Origin of the sequence: Paenibacillus wynnii (assembly GCF_000757885.1) — a bacterium.
Taxonomy (GTDB): Bacteria; Bacillota; Bacilli; order Paenibacillales; family Paenibacillaceae; genus Paenibacillus_AQ; species Paenibacillus_AQ wynnii.
Window position 1 is genome coordinate 53883 of sequence record NZ_JQCR01000002.1, and the last position, 19235, is coordinate 73117.

Below are 19235 nucleotides of genomic sequence, written 5' to 3' on the forward strand. Positions count from 1 at the left end.
AATAGTGCACAAGGCTGTACCCGATTAACTAATAGAAGCATGTTCCTAAAAATTCGATTATCCCTTACTCGCGCCAGCCGTTAGTCCATCTACAAGTAGACGCTGCAGGAAGGCGAACAAAATCATAATTGGAATAGAAATCATTACAGCACCAGCTGCAAATAGTGTAAAGTTACTGTTCTGCATGGTGTTAACCATATCCCACATCCCAACGGCCACTGTCCAATTTTCCTTTGTACGCAGAATAAGCTTGGCAAAAATAAAATCGACCCAAGGACCAACAAATTGCGTTAGCGCCATATAAGTTATCATCGGACGTGACAGAGGCAGGATAATTTTCATAAATATCCCAAAATTGCTCGCGCCATCGATGCGGGCCGCCTCATCCAAAGACCTCGGAATGGTATCCAGATAACCCTTGGCAATAAATGTGCCCATAAGCGGTGCACCTGCAGCATAAACAAGAATCAGTGCCATGTGAGTATCCAACAGATGGAACTCCTTGAGTAACAGATAAATGGCGATCATGCTCATAAAGCCAGGGAACATTCCCAGAATCAATACGATAGAAAGCGCTGTTTTCCGTGCTTTGAAGCGGAATCTCGATACCGCATAACTGGTCAACAGAGTAAGAACTACCCCGATCAGCATGGAGGATATGGCGATTTTGAATGTATTCGCATACCAAGTTCCGAACATATAGACCGGCGAGGTAAACAGTTCTGTATAATGTGCCAAAGTGAATTGCTCAGGAATTAATGTTTTACTGTACAAGGATTTACCGGGCCGGAAAGACGCCATAAGAATCCATACGGCCGGATACAGTGCAGCAATAGAAAGCGCAATTAAGACAATATAACTGGCCGTCAAACGTACAAAGTTACCAATTTTACGTCCGCTCATTGGATCATGTCCTCCTCTTTAAATGATTTGGTCCGGCGGTAATTATACAGGGAGAACGAAGCGACAATAAGAAAGATAATAATCCCAATAGCGGAAGCCATGTTGTTCTTGTTCTGATCCAGCGTTAATTTGTACAACCAGGTCACCAGCAGGTCCGTTGAACCGGCGTACTGATAATTACCGTTAACCGGGTTACCGCCGGTCAGCAGGAAGATCGCATTAAAGTTATTGATATTGCCGGCAAACTGCATAATTAATGTAGGGGCAGTGGAGAACAGGATCATTGGTAGCGTTACAATACGGAATTTCTGGTATGCAGTTGCTCCATCGACCTCTGCTGCTTCGTACATATCCCGCGGTATGGTAGTTAACACACCCATAATAAGCAGCATGGATACCGGAATACCTACCCACATATTAACGACAATAACTGTAACTTTAGCCCAGAAAGGATCTGTAAGCCAAGGCAAACCACCCATCCCGAAATATCCGAGATATTGGTTGATAGGACCAAATTGACCGTTGAACAAATTGCGCATCAGCAGCAGAGAGATCAGCTGCGGAACCGCATAAGGTACGATCAGGATCACTCTCCACATTCCTTTGAAGCGAATGCCGCGTTGGCTGATCAACAGTGCGACCAGTAAACCGCCAAAATATGTAGTAACCGTTGAAAGTACAGCCCAGATAATCGTCCAAGTCAAGACACCATAGAATGTATGGCTCCAAGTCTTGAGAACAAGTAAGTTTCGGAACGTTTCAAACCCAACCCAGTCTACCAATTTGGCCGGAGGCAAATGATTCGGCGCGGCGTAGTTGGTAAATGCCAACATAATCATGAAGATAATCGGCATCACGGTAAAGAATAAGATACCGATACTCGGTAGGATTAGGAACGATTGGGCAAATTTATAATCCAGTATATACCGAACCGTTTGTTTGAACGTATTCGATTGAAGACCGGCTTCGAGTTCCACCCCAGTCTTATAAGCATCTCTAATATTCATAGACCAGGCGATAAGAAATACGATTAAGACCAGCAGAGTAATTAAGCTTTGAATCAAGATATAGATAGAGTGGTCTCCAGGGATTAATTTAGAGATACCCTTTACCTTTTCAAAATGACTGGCTGCATCCCCCAGTGAGGTAATGCCCCATATTGCCCGGCCAAGATTGCCGATAAAATAATACACACTGAAAGCTTCTACAGCTAAAAAGATTATCCCTTTGATGAATTGGCGGTTATATATTTGTCCCAATCCCATGAATAAGGTCGACAGTATTGCGGCTCTCGTTCGGTGTCGCTGCATTTCCCTTCCGTTCTCCTCTCCGCGCAGAATCAGTAACTTGCCCGCCGCTAACTTGTGCGGCGGGCAAGTTGATTCCACTATAGGCTGTTAATTTGATTATGAACTAATGATGTTATTCAGCTGAAGTTCCGTTATTCAAATCTTTAATTTGTTGAACGGCTTTGTCCATGGCAACTTTAGGATCAATGTCTTTATCCCAAATTTCAGGAAGAGCTGCGTTCACAGGGCTCCATACGTTGCCCATTTCAGGAATCGAAGGCATAGGCTGAGAGTTCTTAGCTTGCTCTGCAAATGCGGATACGTAAGGGTCATCAGCGATTTGCGGATCAACCAGAGCCTCGTTGTTGGTAGGCACAGATCCGATCGTTTTGTTCAATAGAAGTTGAGCTTCTTTGTTGGAAGCGAAGCTGGCATACAATTTAGCAGCATTAGGATATTGCGAGTATGCATTAACAGCAAAGATCTTGATACCCGAGAAAGTGATTGCTGTTTTACCTTCAATAGTTGGGATTGGTGCGATTCCAAGGTTCTCTCCAAGTGCTGTTTTGTAACCGGCAAGCTCCCAAGGACCTGTAATATCCATCGCAACATCACCTGTATTGAACAAGCTGCGTTTGATATCGGCATTAATATCACCGCTCTTGATTGGCAATGCTTCTTTCATTTTTACAAATGCCTTTAGGCCCGTAATAGCACCTTCATTGTTAAGACCGATATCGTCTTTGTTAGTGCCGTTTTCTCCGAAGAGATATCCGCCGTTAGAAGAGATGAACATGTAGTTGAAGTAAAGGTTACCCACTTCCCACATAATTCCGTATCTGTTCTTAGATTTATCAGTGAACGTTTTGCTGAAGGCAAGAACGTCGTCGAACGACTTCGGAGCTTCTTTAACTAATGATTTGTTGTAGAACAAAGCATAGGTTTCTGCCGCTCTAGGGTAACCATACAATTCGCCGTCAAAAGTGGATCCAATAATGGAAGCTTCTGTGTTAGCGGCTTTGGTTTCTTCACCGAAGATATCATTTGGAAGGAGCAAGCTTGCACTCGCTGCTTTTCCTAAGTTATCGTGAGGAATCAGAATAACGTCTGCAGCAAGTCCGGATGGACCATCTTGTGTAAGTTTAGTGACTTGATCGGGTGGTGCTACTTCTTCAATTTTAACTTGAACGTTATATTTTGCTGTAAACTGCTTGGCGATTTCTTCTGCGAAAGGTCTCTCTTCTTTACTTTCCCATACAGTCAGTGTAGCGCCTTCTTCTGGCACAACTTCCTCTGTAGTTGCAGCGTTGCCTGCATTCTCTGTTGTATTTTCTGCAGGTGCATTAGTAGCTGCTACATTTCCCCCATTGTTGGCATTGTTGTTGCTGCCGCAAGCAGTAATGGATAGAACCATTGAGCAAGCCGCTGTTAGAACCATTAGTTTTTTTAACTTCATTACGTTAACCCCTCCCGTTTTATGTAGCAAAATATTCTTACAACACGCTTCAATAAACTTGCGCAAACGATTTCAGTAGGAGTGAAAAAAAGGTTGATTTCAACGTTTATCCCACCTGTATTTGCTATAACAAGTTTAGAAAGCGCTTCATTCATGAGTCCATCATACAACAGTAATGTTTGTTTGTAAAAACGTTTGCACATAGTGAATTTGGGCATTTTCACGCATTTAGGCTGAATAACATCCACTTTACTCCCTCTTTTGCAAGATAACTCTGATTTGAATGCTTTTTTCAAAATATTCAGCTATAATTTTGGGTATACATCCCACTTTTAGCTTCTTATCAAAGCATAAACCTGGGATATTTACCCGTTAATAAATTTAAATATCCTCAAATTTATGTGAATAATTGTGCAATGGTTTGTACAAAATAGATTGAACCCTTTTTTTTTTCGTGCTATAATCCAAATCGATCCAGAAACCGGTCATCTATCGTTCCGGTATCTGTAAAATTAAAAGGCAATGTTACTTATGACAGGTACATCCTCGGCAAGCTACTTTGCTTTGATGTGCCTGTTTTTTATTTCAGGGAGCCTTAGCTCACCACTTTTGGGAGGAAACAACTATGTTACTGGAAGCTGTATATCATCGTCCGCGGTTAAATTGGTCTTATGCTTATAATGAGAACACCATTCACCTACGTCTACGCGCTAAAAAAGGGGACTTAACAGAGGTATATGCTTGGACTGGAGATAAATATGCCTGGGATACTACCAAGGAACTGATCCCGATGAGTCTTTTCACCTCAGATGAAATGTTCGATTATTGGGAATGCGAGACCGTTCCTCCACACCGCCGTCTTAAATACGGATTTTTACTGCAAAAAGGTTCTGAACGGATCTGGATGACCGAAAGCGATTTTCAAACCAAGCGTCCGGAAAATCCGGAAAAGCTGTTCGAGTTCCCTTACATAAATCGCAGCGACATCTTTACTCCCCCTGCATGGGTTAAGGATGCCGTCTTCTATCAGATCTTCCCTGAACGATTCGCGAACGGTGATCCCAGCTTAGACCCGGAGAACGTACAGCCGTGGGGGGGCAAACCGGAGCGCGACAGTTTTTTTGGTGGAGATCTGCAAGGCGTTATTGATCATCTGGACCATTTGAGTGAACTGGGTATCAATGCTATTTACTTCACTCCCGTCTTTGCTGCAACAACCAACCATAAGTACGATACGGAAGACTATATGCGTATTGATCCGCAATTTGGTGATGCCAAAACGCTAAAAAAGTTGGTTGACGTCTGTCATGAACGCGGTATTCGCGTGTTGTTAGACGCTGTATTTAATCATGCAGGCAAAACCTTCGCCCCATTTATAGATGTGCAGGAAAAAGGAGAGGCCTCTCCCTACAAGGACTGGTTCCATATCAATCAATTTCCGCTGGCATTTGACCAAGATATTCCGTCCTATGATACCTTTGCCTTTGAACCGTTAATGCCAAAGCTCAATACGGAAAATCCTGAGGTTAAGCAGTATTTGCTGGAGGTTGCCGAATACTGGATTAAGGAAGTTGGAATCGACGGCTGGCGGTTGGATGTAGCCAATGAAGTGAGTCATGAGTTCTGGCGGGAATTCCGCAAAGTTGTAAAACGCGCGAATCCAGATGCCTATATTCTAGGGGAAATATGGCATGAGTCCGCACCGTGGCTGGAGGGTGACAAATTCGATGCCGTAATGAATTACCCATTCACCAGTGCTGTGATTGATTTCTTTGTTTTCGGTAATTTGGACGCTGAGGGATTTGCTAATTCCATCGGAAAACAGTTATCCCGTTATCCGCTGCAGGCAAGTGAAGTTGCGTTCAACCTGCTCGACAGCCACGATACCCCGCGCCTTCTTACGCTTGCTAAAGGGGATAAGAAAAAACAAAAACTGGCATCGTTGTTCCAATTTACTTTCATGGGTACGCCTTGCATCTATTACGGTGATGAAGTAGGAATGGACGGCGGTGGAGATCCAGATTGCCGTAAATGCATGGAGTGGGACAAAGACAAGCAGGATCTCGATTTGTTTGAATTTTACCGTAGATTAATTCATATCCGAGCTAGTCATCCCGCACTACGAACTGGAACTTTGACCTTCCTTGAAGCAAGCCGCCAGGGAACCAAACTGGCTTATGAGCGCCGATTGGGTGACGATATTCTGATCGTACTGGTCAATACAGAAGAAACGGCCCAATACTTCCAATTGGCTGTAGAGGAACGGCAATGGGAAAATGTCCTTACGGACGCCCCTCTCCGGGCTGAACGCGGCATTCTATCTATGAAGCTTCCTGCCTTCGGTTATGCGGTTCTAAAGGCTGTCTATTAATAATAGTAGTAATTTTCGTTAGCGTTCATATTTTACCCTTCAAAAGCCATCATCCCGTCTGTTTTTGGAGATGGCTTTTGGACATACTAAATGAGTCTCAACATTCAAAAAAAGCATTCGTATCGTTGGTAAACTGCGTTTCTCGTTGTAATCCCGAGGGATTTTATGTATTTACAATTAACTTTACTTCGATTAATATTACTGTGTAAAGCAAACGGTTCCATAAGGAGGTTTCTATGACAGTTACCATCAAGGATGTGGCCAAGAGAGCCGGAGTATCACCTTCAACGGTGTCCCGGGTATTGTCGGGCCATCCCAGAATCAGCCTAGAAACTTCCCGCAAGGTTAAGGTTATTATGGAGGAAATGGGCTATCACCCCAACATGATGGCTAAAAGCCTGGTCTCGAAGACTACGAACAGTATCTGTATCATTCTTCCGAAACCAGCTGAAGAGCTGTTCTCTAATTTGTTTTTCATGGAATTAATACGCGGTATTGTCACACAAGCCAGCCGTTCCGGCTATGATGTGCTTATCAGCTCCGGTGCGAATGAAAAGGAAGAGCTGGAGGCTGCCTCACGTCTCCTGAAAGGGCGCCGCGTCGACGGCGTTATTCTGCTGTATTCGCGAAAAGACGATGCTGTAATTGATTTTCTGGAGAACAACGACTACCCATTCGTTCTCGTAGGACGAAGTGACCGTTATGAGAACATACTATCTGTCGATAATGATAATGTGATGGCAGCGTATGACGCTACGAATCACCTGATCTCTATGGGACACGAACGCATCGGCTTTGTCAGCGGTCCGCAGAACCTGATTGTTTCACGCGACCGGCTGGAGGGATACCGTAAGGCGATGCAAAATAGTGAGCTGGAAATGCGGCCTGAATGGATAGTAGAAGGTGAATTTCTGCAGGATAGCGGATATCGGGCCATGTCTTTTTTCATGAATCTCCCGAATCGTCCCACTGCGCTGGTTGTAGTCGATGATATGGTGGCCTTTGGGGTACTGCGCGGGTTAAATGAGTTGAAGTACAGTGTTCCGGAAGATTTGGCCATTGTCAGCTTCAATAATATCCCTCTCTCTGAGTTATCCAATCCACCGATCAGCAGCATTGATATCGGAATTTATCACCTGGGCTACACGGCTTCCCAAGTATTAATTCAAGGCATTCAGAAAGCGGCAATTGGTGCTGGATATACGAATAGATTTGTTATTCCGCATCGTCTTATTATTCGCGAATCTTCTATGCATTCCCTTATCAAGAAATAATTGCAACATAATAAATGAAGCATTGAGGCTTCATTTATTTTTTCGAAAGTTGTACAAACGTTTGCGCTAATCATTAATTTGTAATAGTTAATTCTACAGGAGGTTCTATTCATGAAAGAAGTAAAAGCTTGTTTGTTCGACCTTGACGGTGTACTCGTTGACACAGCCAAATATCATTATATTGCCTGGAAAGAGCTGGCAAATGATCTTGGATTTCAGTTTACAGAGCAGGATAATGAACGTCTTAAAGGTGTTAGCAGAGTCGCTTCCCTTAACATTCTGCTTGAAATCGGCGGCTTATCATTTACCGAGGAAGAAAAGGAAAAACTGGCCGAGAAGAAAAATAACCGTTATGTCGAATACATCAGCACTATGGACAGCTCAGAGATTCTCCCTGGGTCTTTAGATTTCCTGAAAGATTGCCGTGCACACGGAATTAAAGTGGCACTGGGCTCCGCCAGTAAAAATGCTATGATGATTCTAAATAATACCGGTCTCACCTCTTACTTCGATGCCATCATTGATGGAACTCATACATCAGTCGCCAAACCGGATCCCGAAGTATTCCTGCTCGGCGCTAAAGCCCTGGAGACAGCTCCTGAACATTGTGTTGTATTCGAGGATGCTGAAGCAGGCATAGAAGCGGCTATCCGTGCCGGTATGGTCAGCGTTGGTATCGGCTCACCGGAGACACTTGCGGCAGCGAATGTAGTGATCCCCTCTTTGCAGCAAATGAATGTTGCACGCTTAAGAGAATCATTTGCAAGCGTTTGACGAACATTAAAGTCCGAGTGGAGTGAACGTGTGTGTGTTTTCTATTCTCTTCTCTCCAATTAGAGTGAACTAAATATAGCCATTAGATTTTCTGGTGAGAAGTCACGGAGAGGAATTTTGGAACTGGAGAAGCGTTAGCGTTCGCCTTTATAATCAGATTTCATCCGTAAAATACGGATAAAATAGAGAAATCTGATTATAACAGCGATCGGAGGTCCAAACATTCCACGCAGTTACGCTCCATCACCAGGTCTAATTCACATATTTTTATTCAATATAAACCCCTACTTATTAAAGGAGCGATTAACGTGAAACAATACTTAACGATCGATGAATGGTCCATTATTGAGGAATCCTTTGATTCTCAGACTCATGAGATTTCCGAAAGCGTGTTTAGTATCGGGAACGGTTATATGGGCGGCCGAGCCAACTTCGAGGAGCAATATAGCGGTCGCAGTCTTCAAGGCAGTTATATGGCCGGGGTATATTACCCTGATAAAACCCGTGTAGGCTGGTGGAAGAACGGCTACCCGGAGTATTTTGCCAAAGTACTTAACAGCACCAACTGGATTGGTATTAACATAGAAATTGACGGTGTACAGCTGGATTTGGCTACGAGCACAGTTTCTGAGTTCCGCCGGCAACTGAATATGAAAGAGGGGACTCTCTCCCGCTGCTTCACAGCTACCCTTGAGGACGGTAAGATCGTCAGAGTGGAGAGCATCCGGTTTGTCAGCTTGGTTCGCCGTGAGATCGGAGCTATCCGTTACTCTGTTATTCCCGTGAATTTTTCCGGTAATATTACTATTACTCCTTATCTGGACGGGGATATTAAGAATAAGGATGCCAACTATGATGAAAAGTTCTGGAATGAGGTTGAGAAGAAAGGCGAGGCTGACGGCGGATTTCTCACTTTAAAGACGAAAAAGCTCGACTTTCATGTTACTTCAGCCATGGCTTTTGACATACTGGTGAACGGTGAGAAGCTTAACACAGAAGTGGAAGTTATTGAGCTAGAAAAATATGTAGCGAACAAAATCAACCTATCCGTACAGGAAGGCGATCAGATAGTTATTTATAAATATGCCTCAAACGTTACCTCCAGAAATCATGGTCTCGGCCAACTCGTTGAAGCTGCCAAAACTACACTTCAACAAGCAAAAGAAGCGGGATTCTCCACTCTTTTGAAGGAACAAAATGAAGCATGGAGAGATAAGTGGAAGGAAAGCGACATTATCATCGAAGGTGATGCCTCTGCTCAGCAGGCTATTCGCTTTAATATTTTCCAACTGAATCAGACTTACAACGGTGAAGACGACCGTCTGAACATCGGACCGAAGGGCTTTACGGGTGAAAAATACGGCGGCAGCACCTATTGGGATACAGAAGCCTATTGTGTGCCTTTCTATCTTAGTACGGCTGACTCCTCTATTGCACGAAACCTGTTGATTTACCGATACAAGCATCTTGAAAAAGCAAAAGAAAATGCCCGCAAGCTCGGCTTCACTAAAGGCGCCTTGTACCCAATGGTAACGATGAATGGTGAAGAATGCCATAATGAGTGGGAAATTACATTCGAGGAGATTCACCGGAACGGTGCGATCGCTCACGCCATTTTCAACTATGTGAATTACACCGGCGACAAAGCCTATCTTGGACAATATGGTCTTGAAGTACTTGTGGAAATCTCCCGCTTCTGGGAAGAACGTGTTCACTATGTCCCTCATAAAGACAAATATGTAATGCTTGGTGTTACCGGACCGAACGAATATGAGAATAATGTCAACAACAACTGGTACACGAACCGGATGGCTTCTTGGACGATGGAATATACTTTGGAAGCTCTCGCTTATCTGCAAGAAAATGAAAGCACACGGTATGCTGAGCTGTTAGAAAAGCTGGAGCTTCAGGAAACTGAAACCTCTAAATGGAATGATATCATTGCTAAAATGTATTATCCTGCGGATGAAGAACAAGGTATCTTCTTGCAGCAGGATGGTTTTCTGGACAAAGAAATCATCCAAGTAAAAGATCTGAACCCAGAGAATTTGCCTCTGAATCAAAAATGGTCCTGGGATCGAATCTTGCGCTCATGCTTCATTAAACAAGCGGATGTCCTGCAAGGTTTATACTTCCTGGGTGATCGTTATGATCTGGAGACCAAAAAACGGAATTTCGATTTCTATGAGCCGATAACCGTTCATGAATCCTCCCTCTCCCCTTGTATCCATGCGATTCTTGCCTGCGAACTCGGTTACAAAGAGAAGGCTTATGAAATGTATCTCCGCACTTCCAGACTGGATCTCGATAATTACAACAATGATACTGAGGACGGCTGTCATTCTACTAGTATGGCCGGTACTTGGATGTCTATCGTACACGGCTTCGGCGGACTTCGCGTCCATGACGGCAGATTAACATTGAAGCCTTCGAATCCAGGCCACTGGAAATCATATTCCTTCAAAATCATGTTCCGCGGCACACGACTTAAAGTAAGTGTTACCGACCTCAATGTCACGGTTTCGAATGAAACTGAAGTACCGGTTTACATCACGATCTACGACAAGGAATTTACAGTAAACGGCCTGAGCAGTGTTACTGCCCCGGGAACCTCCGTTACAGCGTAACTTTCTGACCATAAGACCCGGAGCTTAGGCTTTCGGGTTTCTTTTTACATAAATTAAAGGAGTGACTAAGAATGAATAAAGCCTTTTGGAAAGAAGCCGTTGTCTATCAAATTTACCCTCGCAGCTTCATGGACAGCAATGGTGACGGCATAGGTGATCTGCGAGGAATTATCTCCCGGCTGGATTACCTGCAGAAGCTTGGTGTCGATGTGGTCTGGTTATCACCGGTATACAAGTCGCCAAATGATGATAACGGTTATGACATCAGCGATTACGAGGGTATTATGGATGAATTTGGTACCTTGAAGGACTGGGAGGAACTGCTTGCAGGCCTACATGACCGCGGCATCAAATTAATGATGGATCTTGTAATCAACCATTCCTCTGATGAACATGCCTGGTTTGCGGAGTCACGCTCCTCCATAGACAACCCTTACCGTGATTACTACATTTGGCGTCCAGCCCAACCGGATGGCAGACTGCCTAATAACTGGAGCTCCATCTTTAGTGGTCCTGCATGGGAGCTAGATGAAACAACTGGTGAATACTACCTCCATCTGTTCTCACGTAAGCAACCTGATCTCAACTGGGAGAATCCGCGCTTACGCGAGGCACTATATAAGATGATAAGCTTTTGGCTCGATAAAGGTGTAGATGGGCTGCGCATGGACGTCATCAATCTGATCTCCAAAACTCCCGGTCTTCCTTCAGCCGGAGAAGAAGAGCTGGACTGGGGCGGACAATATTTCATGAATGGCCCGCATGTACACGAGTATTTACAGGAAATGAATGAGCAGGTTCTTTCTAAATATGACATCATGACTGTTGGCGAGACTCCGGGGGCAACCGTAGACGATGCTATTTTGTATACTGGGGAGGATCGTAAAGAACTGCAAATGGTGTTCCAATTCGAGCATATGGATGTGGATTCAGGCCCCGGGGGCAAATGGGACGTGGTCCCTTGGACGCTGATTAATTTGCGCAACATTCTCCACAAATGGCAGAGCGGACTTGCCGAACAGGGCTGGAACAGTCTTTATCTGAATAATCATGATCAGCCGCGGATGGTATCACGGTTCGGAAATGACGGACAATACCGCGTAATATCGGCTAAAATGCTGGCTACTCTGCTGCATACCCTAAAGGGAACTCCGTATATCTATCAAGGTGAAGAAATCGGTATGACCAATGTGAAATTCTCGGTACTTGAAGATTACCAGGATATCGAGACTCATAATATGTATCGTGAAAAAGTAACCGTAGGCGGAGCGGATCATGAAACGATTCTGAACGCCATTCATGTGAAGGGCCGTGATAACGCGAGAACCCCAATGCAATGGAATGCGTCAGCAAATGCGGGTTTTACAGAGGGTACTCCGTGGCTGAAGCTTAATCCCAATTACAATGATATTAACGTAGAGCAAGCGTTGGCAGATCCGGAATCTATATTTTATTATTACCAAAAGCTAATCAAACTGCGCAAAGAGAATCCGATTATGGTCTATGGTAAATACGAATTATTGCTGCCAGAACATGAATATTTGTATGCCTACACCCGGTCTTTGGACAACGAAAAGTGGCTGGTGCTGCTTAATTTCAGTGATACTCCGCAAAGGGTTGATCTGCCTGAAGAACTGAAAACCGTTAACAGACTCATGATTAGTAATTATGAGGAATCTTCTGCTGAGTTAGAGACGCTTAGACCTTACGAAGCCAGAGTCTATTCTTACTGATTCGAGAGTTCAGGAGCGTATCTCTGTCTTTATAAAGCACAAAATGACAGGTAAAGCTGCTAAACTTCATGATAGTATGGTATCAAAGGAGATGGCGAACTTGGAATGGCTTATTCGAATGAAGGACGCTTTGGAATACATGGAGAGCAAAATGGAAGATTCGCTGAATATAGAAGAGATAGCTAAGGTAGCCTGCTCCTCCACTTTTCACTTTCAGCGTATGTTCAATATGTTGACCGGGGTTACGGTCGCAGATTATATCCGTAAACGCAGATTAACATTAGCTGCTCAAGAGCTGACTATCTCTAATGCAAAAGTGATAGATGTGGCACTCAAATACGGATATGACTCTCCAGAGTCCTTTGCCAAAGCATTCCGCAAGGCTCACGGAATTACACCCACTGCAGCCCGCGGGCAAGGTGTACCGCTCAAAGCCTTTCCCCGTCTCTCCTTCCATCTATCCTTGAAGGGAGATCAAGAAATGGACTACAAAGTGATTGAAAAAGGCACTTTTACAGTAATTGGCAAGTCATGGGAAGTTACATGCAGAGATGGTGAAAATTCACGCAGAATCCCTCAGATTTGGCAGGAAGTTAATGCGGACGGCACTTCCGATAAGATTATGGAAATCGGCGGGAAAGAAGATATTCTCGGTATTTGCATACAGATGGAACCTGCGAATGAGAATTTCTACTACTGGATCGCTGCGGAGAGCGGATCCGACAATGACCCTCAGGGCTTTGAGTCTACGGTAATTCCTGCTGCCACCTGGGCTGTTTTCACCTCCACAGGACCGATGCCGCATGCTATTCAGAATGTATGGAAACGTATTTATGAGGAATGGTTTCCTGCCACAGGCTATGAGCATACAGGCGGACCTGACTTTGAATTATATCCTCCAGGGGATCCCGGAGCAGATGATTACCGCTGCGAGGTATGGATTCCGGTCAAGAAAAATTAATATTTCACCCTACCACCCTTTCAAGATTTAATGAAGGGGTGGTTTTTTGTTTTGCGAATAGTGAAACCTTGCTATAATAGAAGAATTATTGCGATTAATAACTGTATCTATGGAATGGGTAAAGGAGAAATTCATGTCTAATGTAAAAATATTCGCAGACAGCACTTCCGATTTGCCTCAGGGCTGGAAGGACACTTATGACATTGGCATTGTTCCGCTTTATGTAGTTTTTGAAGATCAGACCTACAAAGACGGCCTTGATATTACACCTGAAGCTGTGTATCGCCGAGTAGAAGCATCCGGTAATTTGCCAAAGACAGCAGCGCCCTCACCGGCGGATTTCATGGCTGCCTTTACTCCAGTTATAGAAGCTGGACATGATATTGTATATATAAGTCTTTCCTCTTCTCTATCCTCCACTTACCAAAACGCCCTGCTGGCTGCCGGGGAATATCCGGAAGGACGGATCAAGATTATTGACTCACGGACTTTGTGCGGCGGAATTGCTCTATTAGTCATGAAAGCCGTTCGCGCAGCTCAGAGCGGACTTAGTGCAGATGAAATTGCAAACCTTCTGGAACAGGATCGTGACCGGGTAGAGACTGAATTTGTTGTCGATACGCTAGATTATTTATATATGGGTGGACGCTGCTCCGGTATGCAGAATTTCATCGGCAGCTTGCTCAAGATTCGGCCCATCCTTAGAATGGTCGAAGGTGCTATCGTACCTGTGAACAAAGTGCGCGGCAAGAAGGAGAAAGCGGTGGAGCAATTGCTTCAGAATGCACTGCCGAATATTGAACGTATGGATAAAGAACTGCTCATTATTGCCCACGCGCTGGCTGACGATGACGCTCAGTATCTACATAAGGCTCTGAAAGAAGCAACAGGTATTGATAATATCGCAATAATTCAGGCCGGCTGTGTAGTCGGCAGCCATTGCGGTCCGCAAACGGTTGGTCTTATGTATATACTTAAGCCTGATGCTGTGTAATCATCCGCTGATTGTTTTTAAATTATGTCACATCAAGAAACCTCCGATCCCTTATAACAAGGGCCTCGGAGGTTTCTTGATGTTCTCATGTTGTTACCAGGAAGCAGTAACTCCCACTTCTGATTCTTCTTTTGGAAAGGAGAGCATAAATCGGAAGGTAGACCCCCTATGCTCCTCACTCTCTACAAATATAGTACCGCCCATCAATTCCACAAGCTGCTTGGAAATTGCAAGTCCAAGTCCAGTCCCGCCATATTTCCGGTTAATGGTTGGATGTACCTGAGAAAAAGATTGAAATAACAAATTCAGCTTGTTAGCAGCAATACCTACTCCGGTATCTCTCACGGAAAACTCCAATAGGTAGTCCGATGCATCCGGCAGTGGAATATTCTTCACCGAAAGAGTTACGCTTCCTTTCTCTGTGAACTTGAGGGCATTCCCAACCAAATTAACAATAATTTGCCGTAATCTGCTCGGATCGGTTTTGATAATTTCAGGAACACTGGTATCCGCCCACCACCGCAGCGACAGCTTCTTCTCCTCCGCCTTAGGTGTAAATAGATCTACAATGCTGGATATCATTTCACGAAGATCGAACATCTCGGACTGAAGAGGCATTTTGCCTGCCTCCATTTTACTGAAGTCCAGAATATCATTCAGAATATGCAGTAAGCTGTAGCTGCTGCTTCGCAAAATTTCAGTATAAGTACGTTGTTCCTCGCCAAGCTCCGTTTCGAGCAGGAGATCTGCCATTCCGATCATACCATTCATAGGTGTGCGGATTTCATGGCTCATCATAGCCAAGAAGTCTGACTTTGCCCGAGCGGCCTTCTCAGCGAACTCCTTAGCCCGAATGATCTCCCGTTCATTAGTGATATCGCTAAAAGCAACAACCGCCCCCTGAATCGCTCCGTTATTAATAATGGGAGAGACCCGATAATTCACCAAAAAGCTTGTCCCGTCCTTACGCCAGAATACTTCCTCATCCATACTTCGTGTGACTCCATCGGAAATAGTCAGACTGATTGGAAACTCTTCCTTAGTATAATGGGAACCGTCATAACGAGTATGATGAATTAGGGAGTGGCTATGGATTCCTATAAATTCTTTGCGGGAGTATCCAAGCATCTCCATGGCAGCCGGATTGATAAAAATAGTATGTCCTTGAGTGTCGAGTCCAAAGATCCCCTCAGATACAGAATCCAGGATGAGACTATGCTGATCACTGAGCTCCCTGATCTGCTGCAGATTGCGCATATTTTCCGTAATATCAATGGCAACGCCATGAACGCCCTCCAGATGACCGTTTATCTTTATGGGAACATTGACTACATTTATGAGAAGTGTATGACCGTCTTTATGGGTCAATTTTACTTCATGATGCCTGGGCTCTGAAACGGTGTCCAAATCATAGGATGACATCACTCGGTAACACTCATCCGGATGAATAAGATCATCAAAGAACTTTCCAAGCAATTCTTCTTTTGTAAATCCTGTAAGATGCTGCAGTCTGGCATTCACCTCTATAAACCTTCCCGATAGATCAAGTAAGAACACACTCGCAGGATTGTACTGGAAGAGTGACTTATAACGTTCCTTGCTCTCCTTCAGCTTATTCTGCGCTTTAACATGCTCCGTTATATCCTTGGCTAAACCATACACACCGACTACTTCGCCCTCAGCTTTTATAGGTACGTAGGTTATATCTGCTGTATGCAATTCTCCGCTTTTGTGAATGAATTCAATAACAAATCGGGGGGATTGCCCCTCTACTGCCAAAGCAAAGTTGTACTTTTGTAAATCAATGCTCTCGGCCGTGTATGTTTCTTTGGCAGATACTTCTTTCATTTCCTCAAAGGTATAGCCTGCCATCGCATGCGTTGAAACGTTCGTATCCACCAGATTCCCTTGTAAATCTAGAATGTAGATCGAATCTGGATGATTCATATATAAGGATTTAAAGGCGCCATCGGCCGATATCATTTCTTTTAAAATCAGAGTCTTGTCCTTGTACACAGCCCACATCCTCCCTGCGTTCCCCCTAGAAATCACTCTAAGTCCTGCGAAATAAGTCTTTTCATGTATTAATATAGACGTTTTTATAATTTATTATATATCAAAATTGTATGGATTCGTATCCGTTAAAAATAAAAAATAACCCCCGTCTACAATCATGACAGAGGTTAAGGAATATTAGATTAAGCAATGTCCTCAGTTTCCACCTTTCGGATGGATAAATAGGCAATACCAATGCCAAGCAAACCAAGGGATATCGATACTGCGGCCAGATTTCCTAGGCGGAATTGATCAAATCCGGAAGTGATTGTACTGACAACAAGGACCGCTGTTACTATTGTAGCCGGGACTGATTTTTTGCGCATTCCCACGTACAGTGGAATTAATCCAATACCTGCGGCATACAGTGCACCCATTACGATTGTATATAACTCGTTTGTTACTAGAGAAGCTGACAAATTACCCGGGATAATATTCACGAAATAATTAATACCGATGAGGATCCCTCCAAGTACTACATCTGAGATCAGTATGGCCGCAAAGGTGAACAGGAACACGATGATTAGTTTGGCAGTCATCAGTTTTTTTCGGGGAATAGGGTACATAAACAGCAATGTAACGGTGTTGTTCTTATACTCATCAATGACCAGTTTACATAGCAGCACCGAAGCAAAAATAATAAATACAGCTTTCACAAAAACGAACAAGGCGTCAAACAATTCCTCATAGGAAGCAAAGGTAAGGTCACTCTCCCCTTGCTCTACAAAAATAATTAGAAGTATAAACGCAAGTAGCCCTAAGTTGGCATATAAGAAACCTTTGAGCATACCCGACAATTTATGTTTACGAATTTCAAGCGAAATCAGCTTAAGCAACGCCATCACCCCCGATCAATTTCAGAAAATAATCTTCCAGCGAATGTTGCTTTTTAATTAGGCTCTCCAGCTCCACGTCTGCTGTGACAAGGGCCTTGTTCAACTCACGTTGAGAGATTCCCTCATAAATACGAATCGTTCGAGGATCAAGCACCTTGAAATTCGATAACCCAAGCTTGTGCTCAAGCACATAAACCGCTTTGCTGGTCTCATCCGTAATCAGTTCCATATACTCCGTATTCTGGCCGCGGATGGACTTCATCGCTACTTCTTCTACTAATACACCTTCACGAATCACACCGATTGTATCCGCAATCTGTTCAATTTCAGCCAAAATATGACTGGAGACCAGCAGGGTCATCTGATACTCCTGGCTTAGCATCCGAAACACCTCACGCATCTCCTTAATTCCGACCGGGTCCAGACCATTTATGGGCTCATCCAGTATAAGCAATTCCGGTTTGGTCATAACGGCTCTTGCAATGCCTAGGCGCTGCTTCATTCCTAGTGAGAACTGCTTTACAGGCTTGTTATCGATCCCTGTAAGCTTTACCAGTTCCAGCGCTTCACCAATCGCCTGTGGATTATAATAGCCCATGTACTCTCCATGCAGGATCAGGTTTTCTTTTGCGGTCAGCTTGTCGTAGAACACCGGGTATTCTATAATACAGCCCATCCGTTTCAGCATTTCGTAGGATCGATCCGTCATTTTTTCTCCGAAAAATTCAATCTCCCCGTTCGTTGGTTTTACGAGATTGGTGATCATCTTCATGACCGTTGTTTTACCGGCTCCGTTCGGGCCTAGAAATCCGTAGATTTCACCCTGCTTAATATTCATATTCACATTGCTTACGGCTTCTTTGCCCTGATAAACTTTTGTGAGATTCCTTGTTCGCAGTATGGTTGTCATTTCCGCTGTCCCCTTTGGCTTTTGTTCTTGTTTTCTATATTTTTATTGTACACAGCGGAATTTTCTTTTTTATTACTCAATTCTTACGTAATTCTTAAGTTCTACTCTATCAGAATCGCAGTCTTCGAAAAGATACCGTAAATACCGTTTGGACATATGGTTGACTTGTCAGTTTGATCGTGCCGTTCATTTGCTCCGTTAGCCTTTTCGTAATCGTTAAGCCTAGTCCGCTGCCTTGATACTCTCGGTTTCTTGAATCCTCAAGGGTATACAGCCGCTCGAACACCTTATCCTGATGCGACTCCGAAATGCCCTTTCCCCGATCCCAAACCTCTATGTATGCGTTCTGTTCATCACTATATAGCTTTAAACCGAGCACACCGCCGGCATCTCCGTATGAAATCGCATTGGAAAGCAAATTGGAGAGAACCCGGTCCAAAGCCTCGTCATTGCCCATTATGTAAAGTGCCGTATCGGAAATATCAATCTCCACCTCACTGCCTTTAGCCGTTAAGAGATCGTAGAAGGACAGGATATTCCTCCGGCATACTTCACCCAGCTCTACCCGTGAAAGAGGGATATCCCGGTCCCCGGATTCCAACTTTGCTAGGTCAAAAAAGGTATTCATCAGTATGATCACTTGATCCGCTTTCTGATGAATGGTGTGCAAGATACGTTCACGCTCTGAAGCTGACATCGTCTCGTCATGCATTATCGTCTCTATATAACCGAGCACAACCGTTAGAGGTGTCTTCAGATCATGAGAGATATTGGACAGCATGTTGCGCATAGATTTCTCCAGCTTGACCCGCTCTATCGCCCCCTTATGATTCGTATCAAGCAGGTTGTTCAAGTCGGTTAGCAATAGTTGCAGTTCTTGATTACTGCTGAATAGAAGCAATCGTTCGCGTGTGCCCTGAGTCATGATGCTGTTCAGTTTCTCATGGATATATCCTAGCTGTCGTGAAGACTCACGAGCATTCCTATACTGCCAAATAATTATAAGCAGTAGGCACACAATCACAATAGGTAAGAGGGTACTCACAACCGTA

The 19235-nt window shown here is 44.1% G+C and carries 14 protein-coding genes; 7 read left to right on the plus strand and 7 right to left on the minus strand.

All coding sequences use genetic code 11. The features are described from left to right. Positions 1–57 precede the first annotated feature (57 nt). The 3 genes from PWYN_RS03255 to PWYN_RS03265 all read right to left on the minus strand — a co-directional run bounded on the left by PWYN_RS03255 (position 58) and on the right by PWYN_RS03265 (position 3648). A complete protein-coding gene (locus tag PWYN_RS03255) occupies positions 58–903 on the minus strand; it encodes a sugar ABC transporter permease (protein ID WP_036648500.1) in 846 nt (281 codons plus the stop codon). Continuing rightward, entirely contained in the window at positions 900–2213 is a 1314-nt protein-coding gene (locus tag PWYN_RS03260) for a sugar ABC transporter permease (RefSeq protein WP_036648503.1), read from the minus strand. The genes PWYN_RS03255 and PWYN_RS03260 overlap by 4 nt, the downstream gene beginning before the upstream one ends. A 112-nt stretch (positions 2214–2325) precedes the next feature. After that, entirely contained in the window at positions 2326–3648 is a 1323-nt protein-coding gene (locus tag PWYN_RS03265; RefSeq protein ID WP_036648506.1) for a sugar ABC transporter substrate-binding protein, read from the minus strand. Between the two features lie 625 nt (positions 3649–4273). On the opposite strand from PWYN_RS03265, the gene PWYN_RS03275 reads away from it, so the two are divergent. The 7 genes from PWYN_RS03275 (at position 4274) to PWYN_RS03305 (ending at position 14382) form a co-directional block, all read left to right on the plus strand. After that, complete coding sequence (locus tag PWYN_RS03275; RefSeq protein ID WP_036648514.1) at positions 4274–6019, plus strand: alpha-glycosidase; 1746 nt, start codon at positions 4274–4276, stop codon at positions 6017–6019. Between the two features lie 236 nt (positions 6020–6255). Continuing rightward, positions 6256–7293 (plus strand): LacI family DNA-binding transcriptional regulator, encoded by a 1038-nt coding sequence (locus PWYN_RS03280; protein WP_036648516.1) that lies wholly within the window; start codon positions 6256–6258, stop codon positions 7291–7293. Positions 7294–7404: 111 nt separating this feature from the next. Then, a complete protein-coding gene (gene pgmB, locus PWYN_RS03285) occupies positions 7405–8067 on the plus strand; it encodes a beta-phosphoglucomutase (RefSeq protein WP_036648518.1) in 663 nt (220 codons plus the stop codon). A 308-nt stretch (positions 8068–8375) separates the two neighbouring features. Continuing rightward, complete coding sequence (locus tag PWYN_RS03290) at positions 8376–10694, plus strand: glycoside hydrolase family 65 protein (RefSeq protein WP_036648521.1); 2319 nt, start codon at positions 8376–8378, stop codon at positions 10692–10694. A gap of 71 nt (positions 10695–10765) precedes the next feature. Further along, positions 10766–12427 (plus strand): glycoside hydrolase family 13 protein, encoded by a 1662-nt coding sequence (locus PWYN_RS03295; RefSeq protein WP_036648523.1) that lies wholly within the window; start codon positions 10766–10768, stop codon positions 12425–12427. A 100-nt stretch (positions 12428–12527) separates the two neighbouring features. After that, complete coding sequence (locus PWYN_RS03300) at positions 12528–13388, plus strand: AraC family transcriptional regulator (RefSeq protein ID WP_205622730.1); 861 nt, start codon at positions 12528–12530, stop codon at positions 13386–13388. A 133-nt stretch (positions 13389–13521) separates the two neighbouring features. Then, positions 13522–14382: a DegV family protein gene (locus PWYN_RS03305; protein WP_036648524.1), complete on the plus strand. Its 861-nt coding sequence runs from the start codon at positions 13522–13524 to the stop codon at positions 14380–14382. Between the two features lie 93 nt (positions 14383–14475). Here the strand turns inward: PWYN_RS03305 and PWYN_RS03310 are convergent, their stop codons facing one another. The 4 genes from PWYN_RS03310 to PWYN_RS03325 all read right to left on the minus strand — a co-directional run bounded on the left by PWYN_RS03310 (position 14476) and on the right by PWYN_RS03325 (position 19228). Next, positions 14476–16398, minus strand: coding sequence for a PAS domain-containing protein (locus PWYN_RS03310; protein ID WP_169744085.1), 1923 nt, complete (start codon positions 16396–16398; stop codon positions 14476–14478). Between the two features lie 182 nt (positions 16399–16580). After that, entirely contained in the window at positions 16581–17273 is a 693-nt protein-coding gene (locus tag PWYN_RS03315) for an ABC transporter permease (RefSeq protein WP_036648525.1), read from the minus strand. Further along, positions 17266–18183, minus strand: coding sequence for an ABC transporter ATP-binding protein (locus PWYN_RS03320; RefSeq protein WP_036648526.1), 918 nt, complete (start codon positions 18181–18183; stop codon positions 17266–17268). The genes PWYN_RS03315 and PWYN_RS03320 overlap by 8 nt, the downstream gene beginning before the upstream one ends. A gap of 109 nt (positions 18184–18292) precedes the next feature. After that, entirely contained in the window at positions 18293–19228 is a 936-nt protein-coding gene (locus PWYN_RS03325) for a sensor histidine kinase (RefSeq protein WP_157261162.1), read from the minus strand. Between the last annotated feature and the right edge of the window lie 7 nt (positions 19229–19235).